The organism is Chryseobacterium binzhouense (genome assembly GCF_007474545.1).
In the GTDB taxonomy this organism is placed as follows: domain Bacteria; phylum Bacteroidota; class Bacteroidia; order Flavobacteriales; family Weeksellaceae; genus Chryseobacterium; species Chryseobacterium binzhouense.
Genome location: NZ_VKOG01000001.1, coordinates 618,065 through 639,761, shown reverse-complemented (window position 1 = coordinate 639,761; position 21,697 = coordinate 618,065). Strand labels below are relative to the sequence as shown.

Below are 21,697 nucleotides of genomic sequence, written 5' to 3'. Positions count from 1 at the left end.
GCTCAGAAATCCGTTAGGTTTAATAAATTCAAATATGGAGTTACAACAAGAAAACCTGATCAACATTCATCATTTTTTACCGCATCGCGAGCCGATGCTGATGGTAGATTTTATTCTTGAACTTACTCCGGAGAAAGTGGTTACTTCTTTTGAGATTAAACCGGAAAATATTTTCGTTTACCATAATAAATTTATAGAAGCGGGACTGATTGAACATTCGGCACAGACTTCTTCTTCCATTCTGGGACAGAGCTTTTTTGAAAACCCCAACACACAAACCAAAGTTATCGGATTTATCACCAACATTAAAAAAATTGAAATTTTTGAACTTCCAAAAGCTGGTGAAAAAATTATTTCCAAAGCTTCTTTAATTTCAAAATACGAAAATATCTGTCAGATTTCCTGTGAAACCTTTTTAGATGAAAAATTATTAATTCGTACGGAAATGAGTTTGTTTATTCAGGAAATTGTATAAATATTATCTGCAAAAATTTCTACCATAATACAACTCAATTTATTATTGTAACTTTCTTACAGAAACATCCGGTGCTTCGCCTTGAGGAACAATGAAGATTGCATTATCACTTACCGTGTCACCGGGATCAAGATAATAACCAGCAATTACCGGAATTACCGAACTTACATACTTACCCTCTTTGTTATATGCCCAATAAGTTACGTTAAGGTTATGTGCTTTAGGTTTTAAATCAATCTTTTTTGAGGTTAATTTTGCTCCGGTCGCATTGATGCAGTTTACCTCAACTAAAGCAATATTGGTTACAATTTGTGGTGCGGTTGCCATTCTCATGTTAATACTTTTTCCACTGTTATTGGTAGCGGTTGCTGAAACTTTATACCGGTCAAAATTTTTACCTCCGACACTGATAGATTCTTTATTTAAAATATTAAATGTTACCGATATACCATTCACATCGACAGTGGAGCCGTCGGTAATCTTTTGTGCATTAAAAGTTGTTAGAGAAAACAACATAATAAATAGTGTTGAGAATACTAGTTTTTTCATAATATAATTTTTAATGATGAGTTTAAGCTATTAGCAATGTTTTAAATTCACATAAATACTTCTTAATTTTAAATAAAATTAAACAATATTCCATTATCACAACCATATAATATAAAAAAATACCACATTGTTAATTTTTAGTAATATAAAACGCTCTCATTATCTTTTTAATCAGCCATATTTTCTGATATATTTATTCAACACATTCATAATTATTATAAAAAAAGTGAGACATTTCTGCCTCACTTCAAACAATTTATATTAATGAAATTAATATCCGAAGATTTCTTCTAAAGTTACTTCTTTAAATTCTCCCATTTTATTGATTGATTCCATATTCAGATTTTCTCTCTTTCCGATGATAGCTGTATTGTACTTCAACGGCTTTATTTCTGTGTTGTAGAAATTGGTGAGTTGAGGTAAAGTCAGTGTCTGGATTTCAGCATAAATATCTTTTCTGATATCATAATCTACTCCTAATTTTTTAAGAGCCATTTGATTAAAGAAGATATTTGTTCTATTGATTCTGTTTGATGCTATCTGTTTCAAAGCTGAACCTTTTGAGTTCTCAAACTGCGCCGGAATCTGAGGGAAATCTGCCATTAAATCATTCATTGCATTTACTGCTAAAGGTAATTTATTTGCCTGAGTTCCGATATAATTGGTCACATAGTTAGACTTCCCTTTTTCAGATGCATTTGCAAAAGAAACGTAAGCAGAATATGCCAGTGATTTACTCTCTCTGATTTCCTGAAAAACAATAGACGACAAACCTCTTCCAAAATATTCATTAAAAACATTCACTTTTCCAAAATCTGAAATGTTTACATCGCTGCCTTTGGCAACTTTAGACATTTCCATTTGTACCATGTCGTAATTGGTAAAATAAACTTTTCCCTGCGCTGCCGGTTCAGGATAATCTTTTGCTTTTGAAGGCTGTAAAGATGCATTGCTGATAAATGGCTTAACCGATTTTTCTAAATCTGACTGGCTGTCTCCATATAAAAATATTTCATAAGGATATTTATTCATTGCCTTGATTTTAGACATCAGTTCATTAACATTGATGCTTTTCAGACGCTCCTTTGAAATAATATCAGTCATTCTTGATTCTTTACCATATTTAGCATAATTGGCAAGAGCAGCCATAATTCTGTTTTTATCTTTTTTGGCAGCTTCACGAGATTCAAGAATAGTTTTTACAGTCTGATCATAAATAGCCTGATCTGCTTTTACGTTGTTCATCCAATGATTAAGAAGCTCAACCCCTTTTTTCATATTTGCTTCAAGACCCGTTAATGTGATGAAAATCTGGTCATTTGACGTTCTGAAACTATTGGAGATTCCGAGTTTGTAAAACTCTTCTTTTAACTGTTCCGGTGTGTATCTGTCCGTTCCTAAATATTGCAGGACACTCACTCCTAAAGAAAGTTCCTTATCATTGTCAGTTCCAAAAGGAAAAATATAGCTTACCTGAGCTACTTTATTGTATTTATTCTTTACAAAACTTACTTTCTTGTCTTTGATCTGACTGGTTGCAATGGCAGACTTATAGTCAACGAACTGAGGCTTTATTTCAGCAGGCTTAATTCCTAAAACCTCTTTCAAAAATGGTGACTGTGCCTCTCTGTTGATTTTGATCGGAGTAATTCCCGGATTTTCTACACGAACCAACTTATCATTCACTCCTTTTTCTTTGTAAATAACCACATAGTTATCTTTAAAGAAATCGTTGGCAAATTTTACAATATCAGCTTTTGTAATCTTTTCGTACTGATTGATCTCATCCAGCTCCTGTTCCCAGGTTCTTTCATTGATATAGTTTCCGTAAAGTTCTGTTGCCAATCCATCTGCAGTTTCCCAGGATTTCATACGCTGAACTTTCATGTCATTCACAATAGCTTTCATCATCCAGTCTGGAAATTCACCTTTTTTCACAAGGTCAATCTGTGCCAAAAGAAGTTTCTTAGCCTCATCAAAACTTTGTCCTTCTTTTGGAGTAACCGATAAGCTGAAAGATCCGTAAGTTTTCAAAGGACTCGCATAAGCTCCCGCTCCTAATGTTTTTTGTTTCTGATTGATATTAAGGTCAATTAAACCTGCATCACCATTATTGCTTAAAATCTCCGCAACCATTGTGGCCAGTCTTGCCTGCTGAGTTCCGTAAGAATCTGTTCTCCAAGCCATTGTCATTCTTTGAGTTGACGGACTTTTTACAGTTCTTTCTACAATCTTAGTCATTGGCTCTTCAGAAACCATTTTCTTCATCGGCAATTCTTTGTATTTGAATGTGCCAAAATATTGATCAACTAATTTTATCGTTTTGTCGAAATCTAAATCTCCCACCAAAACTACAGCCATATTATTAGGCACATAATAGGTGTAAAAATATTTGTGAATCGCCTTCATAGAAGGACTTTTCAGATGCTCGGAAGTTCCGATTGTCGTTTGCTGACCGTTGGGATGTTTAGGGAAAAGCGCATCCATTAATGCATAATTTACCAGACGTCCGTCATTATCCTGAGCTCTGTTGAATTCTTCGTACACAGCTTCTAATTCTGTATGGAACAGCCTTAAAACCAACTCAGAAAAACGTTCTTTTTCAACTTTAAGCCATTTTTCAAGCTCGTTAGAAGGAATATTGTTTTTATAAACTGTTTCATCAAGCCAAGTATGAGCGTTGGTTCCGGTTGCTCCCAAAGAGGAGATAGCCTTATCATACTCATTAGCAATGGCATACTTTGAAGCTTCCTGAGAAACCTCATCTATTTTTTTGTATAAAGCTTTCTTTTTCTCAGGATCCTTTTCAGCTTTGTGCTGCTCATAAAGATCTGAAATCTGCGCTAATAAAGCTTTTTCTTTTGCCCAGTCTGAAGTTCCCAAATGAGAAGTTCCTTTAAAGACCATATGCTCCAGATAATGAGCAAGACCAGTATTATCTGACGGATCGTTGTTAGATCCCGTTCTTACCGGAATATAGGTTTGAATTCTTGGTGCATCGTCATTTTTAGCAAGATACACTTTAAGACCATTTTTCAGAGTATATACTCTTACTCCGGCAAGATCATTTTTTACGGTTTCGTAGCTGTAACCTTGTGGATCGATCTGTTTTTGAGTTTCAAACTTTTGAGCCATTGCAATGATGGTACAAAAAAGAGAAACAGATATAAAAAATTTCTTCATATTGAATTTAAAATTTTAAAACAGATTAGTGTTATAAATGAATGGAATGTTACAGAATCTTTATTTTTTCACCACTGCCTGAAAATTTTATATAATTTTACCAACATTAAAAAAATTTAAGTAACGAAACAACAAATTAAACGGCTAAAAATATTTCTTTTTACCTTTCTTTTTCTATTCTAGCAAGCTAATTTAAAATAAATGGAACATCCTGCTAAAAGAACATGCAATTAAATTAAGACAACTATGAAAGCACTGAAAATCATATCCATTGTATCGTATTTATTGATCTGTAGTACAGATCAAAAGGGATTTCCAATCATTATAATGTTATTAATATATTTAGTAGATTTTTTTCAAAGCTTCACTTACAATAATTTAGGAATCTCTTGGAGTTCCTTTATCCTCAGCACATTAACAATTGCAACCCTATTTGTCTTTTTTAAATGTAAGCACTATACAGATAAGTACTTACAAATATTTTGCTTTCTAGCACTAATTACATTAGTAATGTTCTCTGGAATTTTTAATTCCTATTACTCAAACTTATACTTTTTATTGCCTTTTTTAATTTTCATAACTAGTTCAGTCACATTAATTTTTATAAGTTTTAAGAAAATTACATTACAAGACAAAATTTAGAAATCATCAAAACAAAAAAGAGACTGCCACCAAAAAGGCAGTCTTTTTTATTTAGCTACCGAATTAATGTAAAATATATTCTCTTAAAAGCTTAAATAAAGCTAATTATAACACAGACAAATCCATGTCCTGCAATTTTCTTATTTTAGCCAATTAATAACATAATTATTTAATAGATTTTTTTGTGAAAAAACAAGATCTGCCACAAGACGAAAGTAATCTGAAATCAGCAAATATGACCGAGGTGTTATACGTTACTGATGAAAATGATAATTATACCACCGCCAACAGTATTGGCTGGGATGCTAAAAAAGCCGCTCTCGAAGAGTCGCTTTCACTCATTAATGAAAGAATTGAAGAGGCAAAACAAAAAGTGGCAGACAATTTGGTAAGTCCAATTATCTATTTTATGGAACTCAATAAAATGGATTTTCAGGTACTTGCTTCCTACGTAGGGATGTGGCAATGGACGGTAAAACGCCATGCTAAACCCAATAAATTCAAAAAACTTAGTGATTCAACCCTGAAAAAATATGCCGACACTTTCGGAATTTCAGTAGACGAACTAAAAAACTTCGACGGTAAATAGTTATGCAAATCAACTTTAAACATCATCAGACTGCACACTGTGAAAACGGTGTAGCTTCTAATTTATTGCTTAATAAAGGTTTAAAAATCAGCGAACCTATGATTTTCGGAATAGGTTCCGGATTATTTTTTGTGTATTTACCTTTTTTAAAAGTAAATTTTGCACCGGGATTCAGCTACCGTCCTATGCCGGGTGCAATTTTCAGCAAAGCTGCAAAAAGATTGGGAATTAAAATCAAAAGACAAAAATTTTCTAATCCAAAAGAAGCGCAGACTGCTTTAGAAAAAAATTTAGAAAAAAATATTCCTACAGGTTTACAGGTTGGGGTTTTCAACCTGACATATTTCCCTGAAGAATATAAATTCCACTTCAACGCTCACAATCTTGTGGTTTACGGAAAAGAAAATGGCAAATTTCTGATCAGTGATCCAGTAATGGACTTCACCACTACTCTTTCCGAAGCAGAATTAGAAAAAGTAAGGTATGCAAAGGGTGCTTTAGCTCCAAAAGGTCATATGTACTTCCCAACTTATATTCCGGAAACTGTAAATCTTGAAGAAGCCATTAAAAAAGGCATCAAAGACACTTGTAAAAATATGCTCGCTCCTGTCCCTATTATCGGTATTAAAGCCATGAGATGGGTTGCAAAAAGCATTCCGAAATGGGCTGAGAAAAAAGGTACAAAAACAACCAATCATTATCTCGGACAATTGATCAGAATGCAGGAAGAAATCGGTACCGGCGGTGGAGGATTCCGCTTTATTTACGGAGCTTTTCTTCAGGAAGCAGCAGAAATTCTTAAAAATGATCAATTGAGAGAACTTTCTAAAGAAATTACCGCCATTGGTGATCTTTGGAGAGACTTCGCCGTGGATATTGCAAGAGTGTATAAAAACAGAAATTCAAAAAGTGACATTTACAATCAGCTATCAAAATCAATGCTGCATATTGCTGATTTGGAGGAGGCTTTTTATAAGAAACTGAGAAAAGCAATCTAAGGTGGAATATATCATCGAAATAAAAAACCTATACAAAAAGTACAAAAATGCAGAAGATTTCTCTGTAAATGATATTTCTTTGAATATTGATAAAAACGAAATCTACGGAATTCTTGGTCCTAACGGAGCTGGAAAAACTACTTTGATCTCTATGCTTTCAGGTTTAATTAAACCAACATCAGGAAGTTTTACCATCAATGGACTTTCGCCTCAGAAAAACAGCAGAAAATTGAAACAAAGCATTGGTGTTGTTCCGCAGGAATATGCATTGTATCCGACTTTAACCGCAAAAGAAAACCTTATGTTTTTCGGAAGCTTATACGGTTTAAGCCATAAAAATTTAAAGAAGTCTATTGATGAATCTCTGGAATTGATGGGTTTATCAAAGTTTGCCGATAAAAAAGTTGACCAGTTTTCTGGAGGAATGAAACGCCGTTGCAACCTTCTGGCAGGAACACTTCACAACCCGAAAGTTCTTTTTCTGGACGAACCAACTGTTGGTGTTGATGTTCAGTCCAAAAAAGCGATTATTGATTACCTTTTAGATTTAAACAAAAAAGGAACATGCATCATTTACACTTCGCACCATTTATCGGAAGCAGAAGACTTTTGTACCCGAATCGCTATTATTGATCACGGAAAGATTCATGCAGCCGGAACTCCCGAAGAACTGATTCAAAAAGTTGATAACGCCGAAAATCTGGAAGACGTTTTCATATCATTAACCGGAAAAGAACTGAGAGATGTTGTATAAACTGTGGAGAAGTTTTTTTAAAGAAATTCTATTGCTCAAGCGTGATATTGGCGGAATTGTCATTATTTTTTTAATGCCATTGCTGCTGATTATTACCATTACATTGATCCAGGATTCAACGTTTAAAAATCTGGAAGGTTCAAAAATCCCGATTATTTTCATCGACAAAGACCATTCTGAAATTTCAAAAAGAATAGAATCCGAACTGAATGCCAGCAAAAGTTTTCAATTATTGACTTACTATAATGAAAATTCGGCTAAAGAAGCTGTTTTTTCAGGAGAATATCAAATGGCAATTGTGATTCCCAAGAATCTTACAAAAGATATCAATTCAAATATTGATTCAAAAGTTCAGACTGTTGTTAGTTCATTTGGTTTGGAAACAGATTCTGCCACAATTAACCGACAAATTTCAAAAGCAAAAGATATTCATTTATATTTCGATCCTGCAACCAATGCCGGATTTAAAAACTCTGTGATAAATGCCATTAACAAAATGGTTTTTGAGATTGAAAATAAAAAAATCTACAAAGCATTCCAAGACCAACTTGGAACAACAGAAGATCTAGATAACAAGAGTTTAATTACTTTTAAAGAAATCGTTCCGGAATCCGCTTTAGAAGCCAAACCCAACTCTGTGCAGCATAATGTTCCTGCATGGGCTTTGTTTGCTATATTTTTCATTGTTGTCCCTTTGTCGATTAATTTAGTAAAAGAAAAAAGTCAGGGAACGAGCGTGAGAGTTCGCGTAAGTCCGACTCCGTATTATATTCATATTTTAGGGAAAACATTTACATATCTTATCATCTGCATCATTCAGTTTTTACTCATGGTTGCAGTAGGAATTTACCTTTTTCCTTATTTGGATTTACCGCAATTTGACGTGACCGGAAAAATGTTTAATCTTCTTGTTGTTACATTGTTTGCCGGATTAGCCGCCATAGGATTCGGTGTTTTATTGGGAACAATTGCCGACACTCAGGAACAGTCTGCTCCGTTTGGTGCAACTTCGGTAGTAGTTTTGGCAGCAGTCGGTGGAATTTGGGTTCCGGTATTTTTGATGCCTGAATTTATGCAGAAAATCGCCGCATTTTCCCCGATGAATTGGGGATTGAATGCCTATTACGACATCATTTTAAGAAACAGTGGAATCGGCGATATTGCCAAAGAATTGATTTTCTTATTTTTATTCTATGTAACGATGGTTGCCATTGCATTATTTTACGAAAGGAAACAGAATGCGGTTTAACCACAAAGAACACTAAGATTTTTCACAAAGAGCACAAATAAAATAAGTTTCTAAAAATTTATATAAATTTGAGTTCCTTATGAAATCCTTTGTGAGCTTTGTGGTAAAAATGAACAGTTTAAACATAATAAATTTAAACTTAAAAAACACAAATAATATGAATGAAAATGATGTTTCAAGGATTATATTTGATGCAGGATTAAAAGTTAATCGCCAACTAGGAGCTGGACTTTTAGAAAGTGCATATGAAGAATGTCTATATTTTGAATTGCAGAAATCCGGACTATTGATAGAGAAACAGAAACCGATGCCGTTGATATATGAGGATATAAAACTTGATATAGGCTACAGACTTGATTTTTTGATTGAAAAAAAAGTTGTTGTAGAAATAAAATCTGTAGAATCATTAAATAATATTCATATTGCTCAAGTTTTAACGTATTTAAAATTAAGCAATTGCAAATTAGGTTTATTGATTAATTTTAATTCAGTTTTGTTTAAGAATGGTGTTAAAAGATTAATCAACGGAACAATATAAAATTTTAAATAATCATTGTATACTTTGTAGTTTTTATCCAATAAGAACGCAATGATTTCCCACAAAGAACACAAGCGGAAATATGAAGATTATTGTGAACCTTGTGAAAAACTTTGTGCCTTTGTGGTAAAAAATAAAACAGAATGCAGTCTAAAGATTTAACTTGTACCGAAGAAGTACGCGTAAGATTCAATGAAACAGATCCGCTGGGAATTGTGTGGCACGGTCATTATATTGTGTATTTTGAAGACGGAAGAGAAGCTTTCGGAAGACAGCATGGTTTAACCTATCTTGATATTCAGAAAGCAGGATTTGTAACACCGATTGTAAAAAGTACCTGTGAACATTTTCTCCCGTTAAGATATGGAGAGACATTTAAAATTGTAACCACTTTCGTAAATTCAACGTCAGCGAAATTAATTTACAAATACGAACTTTTTAACGAAGACAATAAATTGGTCTGTTCGGGAGAAACCATTCAGGTTTTTTTGGATTCCGGCAACAATTTATGCCTGTATAATCCAGAGTTTTTTCAGGACTGGAAAGATAAAATGGGATTATCATGAAGAAGGAAATTCACATCACAGATTACAACTGCATCACTCCTTTAGGTTTTGATGTTTCATCCAATTGGAGTGCTCTTTTGGAAGGGAAATCTGGTGTAGGTTTACATAAAATCATAGAAAACCAGAAGCCTTTTTATGCCTCAATGATTGATTCTGAAAAACTGAATGAAGAATTTAATAAAAACTTCGACAATCAGAATTTTACAAGGCTTGAAAAAATGTTTTTGCTAAGCTTAAAACCACTGATTGAAAAGAATCACATTTCAGATAAAACGGCTTTTATTTTATCAACAACAAAAGGAAATATCAGCTTACTAAAAAATCAGGATACTTTACCGGAAAGCGTTTTTCTTTCCAGTTTAGCTCAAAAGATTGCTGATTTTTTCGGATTTAAAACAAAACCGATTGTGGTTTCCAATGCCTGTGTTTCCGGAGTAATGGCAATTGCTGTTGCCAAAAATATGATTCAGGCTGGAAAATATAAAGATGCTTTTGTTATTGCCGGAGACGAAATTTCGGAGTTTGTGATTTCAGGATTCAATTCTTTTCAGGCAATCGGATCTGAAATATGTAAACCTTATGATAAAAACCGTAACGGAATCAATATTGGTGAGGCAGCAGCAGCGGTGTATATGACTTCAGAACCAACTCAAAACGGAAGTTTTAGTTTCAAAGTTTCAGGAGATTCTGCCATCAATGACGCAAACCATATTTCCGGACCTTCAAGGACTGGAGATGGACTGTTTGCAAGTATCAAAAACGCATTGAAAGAAGCCAATGTTTCGGCACAGCAAATTGATTTCATTTCTGCACACGGAACAGCTACAATTTACAATGATGAAATGGAAGCCATTGCTTTCAACAGAATAGATTTGCAAAACGTTCCTTTAAACAGTTTGAAAGCTTATTACGGACATTGTCTTGGCGCTTCCGGATTGTTAGAAAGCATCATTTCAATGGAATCTGCTTTGCGAAATACATTAATTCCATCAAAGAACTTTGTAGAAATCGGAACATCACAACCTCTGAATATTATAAAAGAAAATCAGCCGGCAAAAATTAAATATATTCTGAAAACGGCTTCTGGTTTTGGAGGATGTAATGCGGCGATTGTTTTGGAAAAATGCTGAAATGAAAATAATGAAGAAAACAGACATTTGCACCATAGAAAATTCAAAAATAGTGTTCAATAATGACATTGTTTTTGAAACTCCGACTCAAAATTTTTCAGATTTCGCAAAAGAAACTTATAAAAGTTTAGAATTAAACTATCCAAAGTTTCATAAAATGGATAACTTAAGTAAACTTGCTTTTCTTGCTTCAGAAATCATTCTCAAAGAGGAAGACCATAGCAGCACAGCTTTGGTTTTTGCCAATAAATCATCAAGTTTAGATACTGATTCTAAATATCAGGAAAGCATTAATTCCCAGGAAAATTATTTTCCGAGTCCTGCGGTTTTTGTGTATACTTTACCCAATATTTGTGTAGGTGAAATCAGCATCAGACACAAAATGCAGACTGAAAATGCATTTTTTGTCTTGGATGAATTTGATGAAGAGTTTTTGAACACTTACTCGGAACAGATTTTGCAGTCAGGAAAAGCCGAAAAAGTATTGTGCGGGTGGGTAGAACTATATGGTGAAAGTTACCGCGCTTTTGTATATTTGCTGACGTAATATAACAATGTAAAAATGTACCGGTTTACCAATTTTTAAATACGCAAATAATTATTGCTACTGTTAAACTTATACATAGGTACATTATAAATGAAATTTATTTATGGAAAACTTGAAAGAAGAATTAAAACACAAAATCATTGAAGTACTTAACCTGGAAGATATTGCAGTAGAAGAAATTAAAGATACAGATCCGTTATTCGGAGGTGGTCTTGGATTGGATTCTATTGACGCTTTGGAATTGATTGTTCTTTTGGATAAAGAATACGGAATCAAACTGGCAGATCCGAAAAAAGGAAAAGAGATTTTCTCTTCCATCGAAACAATGGCAAAGTATATTGAAGAAAACAGAACGAAATAATTGCTCTTGTTTCAATTTAAAAGTCTTTTTTAAGAACAGAATATGCGCATTTTACTATTAGATAAAAACCATCCGCTCATTACAGAGCAGCTTTTGGCTAAAAATTTTATTCTTGAAGAAGACTTTTATTCCACCTACGAAGAGGTTCTAAAAAAAATTGAACTTTATGACGGAATTATCATCAGAAGCAGAATTCCTTTAGACCAAAACTTTCTAGAAAAAGCAAAAAACCTAAAGTTTATCGCAAGAGTTGGAGCCGGAATGGAAAATATACACATCCCGACAGCCGAAAAATTGGGAATACAGCTCATCAATTCTCCGGAAGGAAACCGGGATTCTGTTGCAGAACATGTAGTTGGGATGCTTTTAATCATTATGCACCGTTTATTTATAGCTTCTAACGAGGTAAAAAACGGGATCTGGCTGCGTGAAGAAAACCGTGGTGATGAACTCTTAGGAAAAACAGTCGGTCTCATTGGTTACGGCAACATGGGAAAAGCAACGGCAAAAAGACTTTCGGGTTTTGGCTGTAAGGTGATCTTCCACGATATTTTGCCTAACCTTTCTGATAAATATGCACAACAGGTAAGTCTGGAAGAATTGAAAGCAAAAGCAGAAATTCTCAGCCTACATATTCCTCTTACATCAGACACTCATTATCATATCAATGCTGAATTTATTAATGAAATGAAAAATGATTTTTATTTCGTTAATACAGCAAGAGGTAAAAATGTACATACTAAAAGTCTGGTAAAGGCTTTAAAGATTGGAAAAGTAAAAGGTGCTTGCCTTGATGTTTTGGAATACGAAAAATCCTCATTTGAAAATCTCGACACTTCAAATTCGCTCAATACAGGAGAAAATGAAGACTTGCAATATCTTTTAAACTCAGAAAAAGTAATATTAACTCCCCACATTGCAGGCTGGACGCATCAAAGTAAAGAAAAGCTGGCGCAGTTTATTGTGGATAAAATTATTTCATCCTTTTGCTAATTGTACATAAATATCTCTACGCTTACTAACTATTTCCAGTTTTTGATTATGTTAAATTAATCTTAATTTATTCTCAAGTTTTATCTTTTGTTTTGAGTTTTATTAAATTGCCACTCATTTTTTTGAAAACTCATGAAGAAGCTTAGCATTTTACTCCTTTTAGGTCTATTTATATTTCTTGTTTCTTGTAAAAAAGATAAAGCAGAATCTGCTGCTGAAGAACCGACAACCAATCTGCCTAATTTTGGAAATGTAGATTTGAATAAAATTTTTGAAAATGAGAGTATTCATATTTCCAATAAAAATTTTCTTGCCGGGTACATAGATCAGTATTACAAAAAAATCTGGGAGCAGGGTAATCTAAGCGGAAGCATTCTGGTAGCACAGGGAGATGAAATTATTTATGAAAATTACAGAGGTTTTGCCAGAGAAAACAACCAGAAACCCATCGATAAAAATACTCCGCTTCATGTAGCTTCAGTTTCCAAAACATTAACGGCAATGGCAATGATGAAACTGGTAGAAGCAGGCAAAATAAAGCTTTCAGATCATCTCACCCAATTTTTTCCGCAGTTTCCGTATCCGAATGTGACCGTGCAAAGTCTTTTGGATCAAAGGAGCGGTCTTCCAAAATACGAATATTTTATCACAAAAATTCAACCGGCACCTGCAGAACTTTCAAAAAGTTATTTAACCAATCAGGACATTCTGAACATGATTATTAAATATAAGCCGGATCTCGCAAGAGAAACAGACACTGGATTCATGTATTGCAATACAAATTACGCTCTTTTGGCTTTACTGATTGAAAAACTTACCAACATCCCTTTTCCGCAGGCAATGGAAGAAATGGTGTTTACTCCTTTGAAAATGAAAAACACTTTTATCTTTCAGGAAAAAGACATTCCGACGGCTTCCCAGTCTTTTTACTTTGGCGGAAACCGTTTATATCCTTTAGATCGTTTAGATTTAATCTATGGTGACAAAAATGTGTATACTACTCCAAGAGATCTTCTGAATTTCTCAAAAGCAATGTTTTCAAAAGATTTTCTGAAACCTGAATTGATGGAAATGGTTTTCACACCCTATAGCAACGAAAAAGCAGGACAAAACAATTACGGATTAGGATTCAGAATGAAAATATTTGATAACGGTGAAAAACTAACTTATCATAACGGATGGTGGCACGGAAGCAATTCTGTTTTTGCCCATCTTCTGAAATCTAAAGTAACCATTGTTGCTATAGGAAATAAATACTCAGGAAGAGTGTATTCTGCACTTGCTTTATCAGGTCTGTTTGAGGATTTTCCGGCTCAGAAAGACAAACTTCACAGTGTGATGAAAGATAATGAAGATACTTTAAAATCAGGAACTGAAGTTTTTGGAGAATAATGTTTATTTTTGTTGAAATATTTTCATGAAAAGATTATTTCTTCTATTCATTATCGGTATACTTGTACAATCCTGTGCAAGAGTAGGTTCGCCTATCGGTGGTTCAAAAGATACGCTCGCCCCAAATGTTGTGGGATCCAATATAGACACTTCCAGAACTAATATAAGAAGAGACATCAGAGAGTTGAGAATTGATTTCGATGAATACATCACCTTAAAAGATATCAACAAAAATCTCAATATATCACCACCCATTAATAATATCAAGAGAATCCTGCCTTCCAATATTGCCAATAAATTTCTGGTGATCCAGTGGACCGACACTTTACAGGCAAATACTACCTACAATTTTAATTTTGGAAATGCAATTGTAGATAATAGTGAAGGCAATCCTTTAAGATATTATAATTTTGCTTTCTCAACCGGCGAAAAGCTTGATGATCTTTACATCAGTGGTGAGGTAAAAGACGCAATGGCAATAAAAAAACAGACCAATGCACAAAACAAAATGGTGGTTGGTCTTTATCAGCTGAAAGACAGTATGGATTATAAGAAAAAGCCTTACTATATCACTAAAGTAGATGACGATGGATATTATGAACTGAATTATCTTGCACCGGGAAAATATAAAATTATTGCATTTGATGACGAAAACGAAAATTCGATCTTCAATCCCGGAAAAGAAAAAATAGCTTTTCAGAAAGATACGGTAGTCATTGAAAAATCTATTTCAGGATTAAATTTAAAACTATACCCATCCAAAAAACCTTTTAAAAAGCCTGAACTGAAGGAAATACCAGGCGGAATTCTGATGCTCTTTGAAGGAAATCCGGAAGAAGTAAAAGTGTCTCCTATCGGCGAAAAGCTGAATGATATTAAAGTAACTCACAATAAAAAATCTGATACGGTAAAAATCTGGTTTGATGCTGTAAAAGCTGATGCAGGACAGACAGCAAATGAAAAACTTCAGTTTGCCTATGAAACAGAGACTAAAAAAGATACCGCAACCGTTTTTTACAGGTATAATAAGAAAAACGCCATGACTCTGGATAGTGGTGGCGGAACCTTAGCTCCAAAATCAGATTTCAGGCTGGTTTCTAATTATGTGATTGATAAAATTAATACGGAAAAATGGACTCTTAAAATTGACAGTCTGACAACGCAGCCTTTTACTGCAAAAATTTCGTCAACCAATCCTTATGAGATCCTGATAAGTTCTGACTTTGCGGAAGGAAAAAAATATCAGCTGACAGTACCAAAAACGACCGTTTCTTCCTATTATGATAAAAATCCTGAATCTAAAAGATTTGATTTTGAAGTGGATAAAATTGAAAATTACGGCAGTCTGACTTTTAATCTGACAAATGCTCCTGCTACAAAATACTGGATTCAGCTTTTAGATTCATCAGAAAAACCTGTTTATCAAAAGTACACCAACGGAAATAAGGTTACTTTTGACATTGTAAAACCTGCAGAGTACATTGTACGAATTCTGGTAGACAACAACGAAAACAGATTTTGGGATGAAGCAGATTTTGAGAATGGAATTTTTGCGGAAGAATCCTATATATATTACAAAACAGTAATTACAAGACCTTTATGGCAGTCAAAAGAAGATTGGGATCTGAAAGACACAAGAGTTCTGGATGCCAGCAAACTCATAAACAACAATACCAACAAGCCAAATCAGAATAAGAAAGATCCTAATCCTCAGAATATTCCTCAAAATAATACTCCTTTTCAAAACACAGTTCCGGGAGGTGCCACAAGAGGACGTAATCTCCAAAATACCAGATAATGAATAAGACCATAAAGATAATTTTCTGGGTTATTGTGTGCCTTATTGTGATTCAGCTAATCCCTGTTGACAAAGAGAATCTGCCGGTAAAAAAAAGTGAAAATTTCACAGATGTGCAGAAAACACCAGAAAATATTACTTCACTTCTGAAGAATGCTTGTTATGACTGTCATTCCAATGAAACCCAATATCCTGGCTATGCTTATATTGCTCCGTTTTCCTGGTCTGTAAAAAGCCACATTAATGAAGGCAGAGAACACCTTAATTTCTCTGTATGGAATACTTATAATGACGATTTAAAAAAAGGAATGCTCGAGAAATCAATTCAGACTATTGAAAATAAGTCAATGCCAATGCCTGCTTACATTATCTACCATAACGAAGCTAATCTTACTGATGTTGAAAAAACTTTACTTAAAAATTATTTTCAGGAAATCCTAAACTCACGAAGTTATTAGATAAAATCTTTCAGATATTTTTCAAAAAACTTTTTCTGTGAATCAAAAGCAATATCTTCAAGATGCAGCTCTTTTAAAGGAATCCAAACTGCTTCAGAAATCTCCGACAGTTCTATATCAACCTCAAATTTACTCGTAACTTGATATTCGTAGAATAGATCAATCGTATTATAATCTATTTCTTTATAAGTATATATATTTGGTAAACTTGTTAGATATTTAAGGTCATCACTATTAATATCTAATTTCAGCTCTTCAAAAAGCTCTCTTTTACAGGTGTTTTCTGCGCCTTCTTTAGGATCTACAAATCCTCCGGCTAAATCCAGCTTTCCTTTTTTAGGTTCCTGATTTCTTCTTGTGAGAAAAACTTCATCTTTATATCTTATGACTACTGCAACAGCTCCTGCTACATTATTGTATAAAGTGAAGCTGCATTCGGGACAGCTCCACTTTTTTTCCTGATCCCAGTGAAGGGTCTGTTTTCCACAGTTCGGACAAAATTTTAATGCTTTCATCCAGCAAAGTTAGCATTTCGCGGATGAAAATTCAATATCACATCGCGAAGTTCTTCTGTTTTTAAATGGGTATAAATACCCGTCGTTGTAATACTGGAATGTCCCAGCATTTCCTGAATGAAACGTAAATCTGCGCCGTTTTGTAATAAATGAGTAGCAAAAGAGTGTCTGAATGTATGGGGAGATATCTTCTTGCTTACTCCTGCCTTATCTGTAAGTTCTTTAATAATGATAAAGACAATTACTCTTGACATTGAAGTTCCTCTACTGTTAAGGAAAAGAGTATCTTCATGTTTCTTATTCACTTTAACTTTTGAGCGTACTTCGTTGATATATTCTTTCAACAGTTTTGCGGTATATTGAGCCAAAGGAACCAAACGTATTTTATTACCTTTTCCTGTTACTTTTATATATCTTTCCTTAAAGTTGATATTAGAGATTTTAATATCAATCAATTCTGAAACACGAAGTCCGCATCCATACAAAACTTCTATAATGCAGTGATTTCTTTTCCCGAGATCTGAATTTTTCTCAATTGCATCAATAATTTTTTCAATATCGGTAAGACTCAGAGTATCCGGCAGATATAATCCGAGTTTAGGACCTTCAAGCAAAGAAGAAGGATTATCATCTCTTACTTCTTCCTCAACAAGATATTTAAAAAAAGCCTTGATAGAAGAAATCCATCTAGCCTGAGATCGTTCGCTGAATTTTTGTTTTGATAATTTGAAAATATACTCTTGAAGGTTATCGTAGGTAATTGCTTTAGGATCAACACCATCCAATTCTTCTACAGCATAATCCTTTAGCTTTTTGATGTCACGTATGTAAGCATCCAGTGTATTTTCTGAGAAATTTCTCTCGAATCTTAAAAAAATTTCGAAATCTTTAATTTTTTCATCCCAAGTCATTGTGTTTTGTTTTTAATTATTTATAATTCATTTTCTGACACTTGTATTATTTCAATATGGTGACTCCTTAAAAAGTCTATACCTTCGTCATCTGAATAAGCATTAATATAGACAACTCTCGAAATTCCTGCCTGCAAAATCAGCTTGCTGCATTCTTTGCATGGCGACAGTGTTAAATAAAGCGTTGCTCCTCTTGCTGATTGTGTGGAGCCTGCTAATTTCAAGATTGCATTTGCCTCTGCATGAAGAACGTACCAATGGGTTTTACCATTTTCGTCTTCGCAGCAGTTTTCAGATCCTGATGGTGTACCATTATAACCATCCGAAATAATCATCCTATCTTTTACGATAAGCGCTCCCACCTGTTTTCTTTCACAGTAGGAAAGTTTTGCCCACTCCTGAGCCATTTTCAGATAAGCTTTATCAAACTTACTATACATCTGCATTGGTGTTTACGAAATAATTTGCTTTTGTATAATCAAAAGTTCGGCTTTCTTTTTTCTAGAAAGGCAGAAACTCCTTCTTTTTTGTCATCCATATCAAAAAGTTCTCCGAAAGATTTAATTTCAGTTTCAAAACCTTTATCTGTATCTGACAGGTTAGTTGCTTTAATTGCTTTAGAAATTGCCATCGGTGAGTTTTTTGCAATTGTGGAAGCTAATTCCTTTGTCTTTGCCAAGAGCTCTTCAACAGGAAAAACTTCATTTACCAAGCCAATTTCTTTTGCCTTTTGTGCAGGAATCATTTTCGCAGAAAAAATCATTTCATTGGCAATACCTTTCCCTACAAGTTTAGGCAGTCTTTGAGTTCCTCCGTAGCCTGGAATCAATCCTAACGTTACCTCAGGCAAACCAAGTTTGGCGTTTTCTGATGCGTATCTTATATGACAAGACATTGCAAGTTCCAAGCCTCCTCCTAAAGCAAATCCGTTTACGGCAGCGATTACAGGCTTATTCAGATTTTCGATCTTATCAAAAAGACTGTTTTGCCCGTTTCTCGCTAATTCTTCTGCTTTTTCCTGATTAAAGTTACTAAATTCTTTTATATCTGCACCGGCAACAAAAGATTTTTCTCCACTTCCAGTCAAAATAATTACTCTTACCTCGTGGTCATTCTGTAATTCATCCAGTGCGGAACTGATTTCACTAATCGTTAAAGCGTTCAAAGCATTGAGGCTCTCCGGTCTGTTGATGGTAATTACAGCAGTTCTTTCTTCTTTACTGATAAGAATATTTTCGTAAGTCATTATATACTTTAATCTAAAATAAAATGCAAATTAAAGAAAAATTATAAATAAAAAGGAAAAAATGTGTATTTTTTCCTTTTATAAGCATTTATTGTTTAAGCATCCTTTATTTCGAATGATTCATCATATTGGAATCTATATTGATATTTAATCCCATTGCCACCTTCATTCCCAGTTCTATATTTGCTCTGAAAAAATGGCAAAGCTGGCGGTTAATGATTTCATCTCTTTTAAGTCCGTCAATTCCCTTCATACTTCCAATGATATTATTAACCAAGTTTTCTCTGTCCTGCTGATTCATTGCTTTTGTGTAAAGAAGCCCGGGCTGAGTGTAATGATCATCATCGTTCTCATTTCTGCTGAAATTGGCAACCTGATTGCTGTCTAATTCATATTCAAAATTTTTATACGATGAATCGGGTTTAATATCATCAAAACTGTTCGGGTAATAATTCGGCTTATCCCGATAATGGCTTGAATCTGCCATAAAACCATCTCTCTGATAATTGTTAATTTCAAAAGGACATCTGTTAACTTCGAGATAATGCGCATTTACTCCAACCCTATATCGGTGTGCATCCGGATAAGAAAACAATCTTCCCTGAAGCATTTTATCTGGTGAAAAGCTGATTCCGTTAATTAAATGACTTGGTGAAAAAACAGACTGTTCAACATGCGCAAAATAATTTACTGGAATTTCATTCAACTCCATTTCGCCGACTTCAATAAGTGGAAAATCACTCTGAAACCAAACTTTCGTAATATCAAAAGGATTCCAGCGAAATTCTTTTGCCTGTTCTTCCGACATCACCTGAATATACATTGTCCACTTAGGAAAATCGCCCTTATCAATAGCATTACAAAGATCTTCCTGAGCAAAATCCGGGTTTTCACCTGCCATTTTTACCGCTTCAGGATCTGTGAAATTTTTAATTCCCTGTTTTGTTTTGAAATGAAACTTAACCCACACTCTCTCATTTTTATCATTAATCATGGAAAAAGTATGAGATCCGAAACCATGCATGTGCCGGTAACCGTAAGGTGTACCCCTGTCTGACATAAGGATAAGAACCTGATGCAAAGATTCCGGATTAAGACTCCAGAAGTCCCACATCATGGTAGCACTTTTTAAATTGGTTTTAGGAACACGCTTCTGAGTGTGGATAAAATCCGGAAATTTTTTAGCGTCTTTTATAAAAAATACAGGCGTATTATTCCCCACCAAATCCCAATTACCTTCTTCTGTATAAAATTTCAGGGCAAAACCTCTAGGGTCTCTTGCTGTATCTGCACTCCCTTTCTCTCCTCCTACCGTAGAAAATCTTGCAAAAATTCTGCATGAATTTCCCACTTTTGAAAATAATTTTGCTTTAGTATACTGTGAAATATCGTGGGTTACGGTAAAGGTTCCGTAAGCTCCTGTTCCTTTTGCATGCACCACTCTTTCAGGTATTCTTTCTCTTACAAAATGAGCCAGATTTTCCTGTAATATAAAATCCTGCAGCAAAACCGGACCTCTGGCTCCTACTGTCTGAGAATCCTGATGCTCATAATATGGAGCCCCGTTGCTCGCTGTAAGTTTTTTATTATCCATATATTATGATTTGAGTTTTATTTCTACTTTAATCTTTCAAATTTAGTTGAATTTTTAATTGCTTCTGCCAAAAACGTCATATCTTTGTCATAGATAATATTAATCAAATGAACATTCAGCAATTGGAATATCTTATCGCTGTTGATAAGTACAAACATTTCGGAAAGGCAGCTCAGGCTTGTTTTATTACCCAGCCTACATTGAGCGCAATGATACAAAAGTTTGAAGACGAACTGGATGTCAAAGTTTTTGACAGAACCACCCACCCGATCCGGACAACAGACGTAGGTGTACAAATTATAGACCAGGCAAAGGTAATTATAGAATCTGTAAACGAACTGAAAAATAAAGCCAATCTTCTTAATAATATTTTAGGCGGAACTATTAATCTCGGTATCATTCCAACAGTTTCATCTTTCATTTTACCAACCGAAATTTTTAATTTCCTGCAGAATAATCCGAAGATCCAGATGAATGTAAAGGAAATGACTACAGATAACATTATCAAAGCTTTGAAAACCGGTGAGTTGGATGCGGGTATTATCTCTACGCCTTATGACAATGCCTCCGAATTTTATCATGACTTTCTCTTCAATGAAGAATTGATGATTTACAGCTCTGATACCGAAGCCAACAAAAAAAATACATTTATCGTACCTGATGAACTCAATGTAGAAAAAGTATGGCTTCTGGAGGAAGGAAACTGCCTAAGAAATCAGTTTGAAAACATTTGTCACCTGAAAGAAAACACACTTAAACCTAAAAATCTTGACTTTCTAGCTTCAAACATCCAGACATTGATACAAATGGTTGATAAAGTGGGCGGAATAAGCATTTTACCGGAACTGGCTCTGAATCAACTTTCAGAAGAGCAGAAAAACAAAGTTTTCCGTTTCAAGAAACCATTTCCTTACAGAGAGATCAGCATTATTTACTACAAGCCTACTTTTAAGCAAAAAATTATTGATGAACTGGGATCTTTCATTAAAAACTCGTTAGATTCTAAACTTAACTTTAATGAAAACCCTAAAGAGTTTGTAAGTATTAAACCACAATAAAAGTGATTTAAATCATTAATTTAAAGAAAATTACTATAATTCTGCAAAACTTTTGAGTATTAAAAAAATAGTGCTTAAATTTGCGTTCGATTATTAACGAGGAAAAATTTGACCTGATTGCAACCTCTCTAAAAAAATGCTAAAACAGTAA

Annotated in this window: 22 protein-coding genes; 15 read left to right on the top strand and 7 right to left on the bottom strand. The window is 34.2% G+C overall.

Annotation, left to right across the window (positions count from 1 at the left end):
* The first annotated feature begins 34 nt into the window (after positions 1 to 34).
* On the top strand, positions 35 to 475 hold the full coding sequence (locus tag FNE73_RS02950) for an ABC transporter permease (protein WP_143883284.1): 441 nt from the start codon (positions 35 to 37) through the stop codon (positions 473 to 475).
* A gap of 42 nt (positions 476 to 517) precedes the next feature.
* Here the strand turns inward: FNE73_RS02950 and FNE73_RS02945 are convergent, their stop codons facing one another.
* Together FNE73_RS02945 and FNE73_RS02940 are read right to left on the bottom strand one after the other, a co-directional pair.
* A complete protein-coding gene (locus tag FNE73_RS02945) occupies positions 518 to 1,024 on the bottom strand; it encodes a hypothetical protein (RefSeq protein WP_143883283.1) in 507 nt (168 codons plus the stop codon).
* A 270-nt stretch (positions 1,025 to 1,294) separates the two neighbouring features.
* Positions 1,295 to 4,207 (bottom strand): M16 family metallopeptidase, encoded by a 2,913-nt coding sequence (locus tag FNE73_RS02940; protein WP_143883282.1) that lies wholly within the window; start codon positions 4,205 to 4,207, stop codon positions 1,295 to 1,297.
* Between the two features lie 826 nt (positions 4,208 to 5,033).
* On the opposite strand from FNE73_RS02940, the gene FNE73_RS02935 reads away from it, so the two are divergent.
* From FNE73_RS02935 to FNE73_RS02875, 13 genes are all read left to right on the top strand, one after another.
* Positions 5,034 to 5,438 carry a hypothetical protein gene (locus FNE73_RS02935; RefSeq protein ID WP_143883281.1) on the top strand — a complete coding sequence of 135 codons (405 nt, stop codon included), beginning with the start codon at positions 5,034 to 5,036 and terminating at the stop codon, positions 5,436 to 5,438.
* 2 nt (positions 5,439 to 5,440) lie between these two features.
* Positions 5,441 to 6,436 carry a BtrH N-terminal domain-containing protein gene (locus tag FNE73_RS02930; protein ID WP_143883280.1) on the top strand — a complete coding sequence of 332 codons (996 nt, stop codon included), beginning with the start codon at positions 5,441 to 5,443 and terminating at the stop codon, positions 6,434 to 6,436.
* Between the two features lies 1 nt (position 6,437).
* On the top strand, positions 6,438 to 7,190 hold the full coding sequence (locus tag FNE73_RS02925; protein WP_143883279.1) for an ABC transporter ATP-binding protein: 753 nt from the start codon (positions 6,438 to 6,440) through the stop codon (positions 7,188 to 7,190).
* On the top strand, positions 7,180 to 8,439 hold the full coding sequence (locus FNE73_RS02920; RefSeq protein ID WP_143883278.1) for an ABC transporter permease: 1,260 nt from the start codon (positions 7,180 to 7,182) through the stop codon (positions 8,437 to 8,439). The genes FNE73_RS02925 and FNE73_RS02920 overlap by 11 nt, the downstream gene beginning before the upstream one ends.
* A gap of 157 nt (positions 8,440 to 8,596) precedes the next feature.
* On the top strand, positions 8,597 to 8,977 hold the full coding sequence (locus FNE73_RS02915; RefSeq protein WP_143883277.1) for a GxxExxY protein: 381 nt from the start codon (positions 8,597 to 8,599) through the stop codon (positions 8,975 to 8,977).
* Between the two features lie 143 nt (positions 8,978 to 9,120).
* Entirely contained in the window at positions 9,121 to 9,543 is a 423-nt protein-coding gene (locus FNE73_RS02910; RefSeq protein ID WP_143883276.1) for an acyl-CoA thioesterase, read from the top strand.
* Positions 9,540 to 10,673 (top strand): beta-ketoacyl synthase N-terminal-like domain-containing protein, encoded by a 1,134-nt coding sequence (locus FNE73_RS02905; protein WP_143883275.1) that lies wholly within the window; start codon positions 9,540 to 9,542, stop codon positions 10,671 to 10,673. The genes FNE73_RS02910 and FNE73_RS02905 overlap by 4 nt, the downstream gene beginning before the upstream one ends.
* 10 nt (positions 10,674 to 10,683) lie before the next feature.
* Entirely contained in the window at positions 10,684 to 11,220 is a 537-nt protein-coding gene (locus FNE73_RS02900) for a 3-oxoacyl-ACP synthase (RefSeq protein WP_143883274.1), read from the top strand.
* A gap of 103 nt (positions 11,221 to 11,323) precedes the next feature.
* Positions 11,324 to 11,581 (top strand): phosphopantetheine-binding protein, encoded by a 258-nt coding sequence (locus tag FNE73_RS02895; RefSeq protein WP_089741758.1) that lies wholly within the window; start codon positions 11,324 to 11,326, stop codon positions 11,579 to 11,581.
* Positions 11,582 to 11,623: 42 nt separating this feature from the next.
* Positions 11,624 to 12,574 (top strand): 2-hydroxyacid dehydrogenase, encoded by a 951-nt coding sequence (locus FNE73_RS02890; protein WP_143883273.1) that lies wholly within the window; start codon positions 11,624 to 11,626, stop codon positions 12,572 to 12,574.
* Between the two features lie 132 nt (positions 12,575 to 12,706).
* Positions 12,707 to 13,966 carry a serine hydrolase domain-containing protein gene (locus FNE73_RS02885; protein WP_143883272.1) on the top strand — a complete coding sequence of 420 codons (1,260 nt, stop codon included), beginning with the start codon at positions 12,707 to 12,709 and terminating at the stop codon, positions 13,964 to 13,966.
* 25 nt (positions 13,967 to 13,991) lie between these two features.
* A complete protein-coding gene (locus FNE73_RS02880) occupies positions 13,992 to 15,764 on the top strand; it encodes an Ig-like domain-containing protein (protein WP_143883271.1) in 1,773 nt (590 codons plus the stop codon).
* Positions 15,764 to 16,222, top strand: coding sequence for a heme-binding domain-containing protein (locus FNE73_RS02875; protein WP_143883270.1), 459 nt, complete (start codon positions 15,764 to 15,766; stop codon positions 16,220 to 16,222). The genes FNE73_RS02880 and FNE73_RS02875 overlap by 1 nt, the downstream gene beginning before the upstream one ends.
* Here the strand turns inward: FNE73_RS02875 and FNE73_RS02870 are convergent.
* The 5 genes from FNE73_RS02870 to FNE73_RS02850 form a co-directional block, all read right to left on the bottom strand.
* A complete protein-coding gene (locus FNE73_RS02870; protein WP_143883269.1) occupies positions 16,219 to 16,737 on the bottom strand; it encodes an NUDIX hydrolase in 519 nt (172 codons plus the stop codon). The genes FNE73_RS02875 and FNE73_RS02870 overlap by 4 nt on opposite strands.
* Positions 16,734 to 17,648 (bottom strand): site-specific tyrosine recombinase XerD, encoded by a 915-nt coding sequence (gene xerD, locus FNE73_RS02865; RefSeq protein ID WP_143883268.1) that lies wholly within the window; start codon positions 17,646 to 17,648, stop codon positions 16,734 to 16,736. Before xerD ends, FNE73_RS02870 begins: the two co-directional genes overlap by 4 nt.
* Before the next feature lie 20 nt (positions 17,649 to 17,668).
* Positions 17,669 to 18,094 carry a deoxycytidylate deaminase gene (locus FNE73_RS02860; protein WP_143883267.1) on the bottom strand — a complete coding sequence of 142 codons (426 nt, stop codon included), beginning with the start codon at positions 18,092 to 18,094 and terminating at the stop codon, positions 17,669 to 17,671.
* Positions 18,095 to 18,126: 32 nt separating this feature from the next.
* Positions 18,127 to 18,894: an enoyl-CoA hydratase-related protein gene (locus tag FNE73_RS02855; protein WP_143883266.1), complete on the bottom strand. Its 768-nt coding sequence runs from the start codon at positions 18,892 to 18,894 to the stop codon at positions 18,127 to 18,129.
* Positions 18,895 to 19,000: 106 nt separating this feature from the next.
* Entirely contained in the window at positions 19,001 to 20,488 is a 1,488-nt protein-coding gene (locus tag FNE73_RS02850) for a catalase (RefSeq protein WP_143883265.1), read from the bottom strand.
* Positions 20,489 to 20,595: 107 nt separating this feature from the next.
* On the opposite strand from FNE73_RS02850, the gene FNE73_RS02845 reads away from it, so the two are divergent.
* The gene (locus tag FNE73_RS02845) at positions 20,596 to 21,546 is read left to right on the top strand and encodes a LysR substrate-binding domain-containing protein (protein ID WP_143883264.1); all 951 of its coding nucleotides are present in this window, start codon (positions 20,596 to 20,598) and stop codon (positions 21,544 to 21,546) included.
* Positions 21,547 to 21,697: the final 151 nt, after the last annotated feature.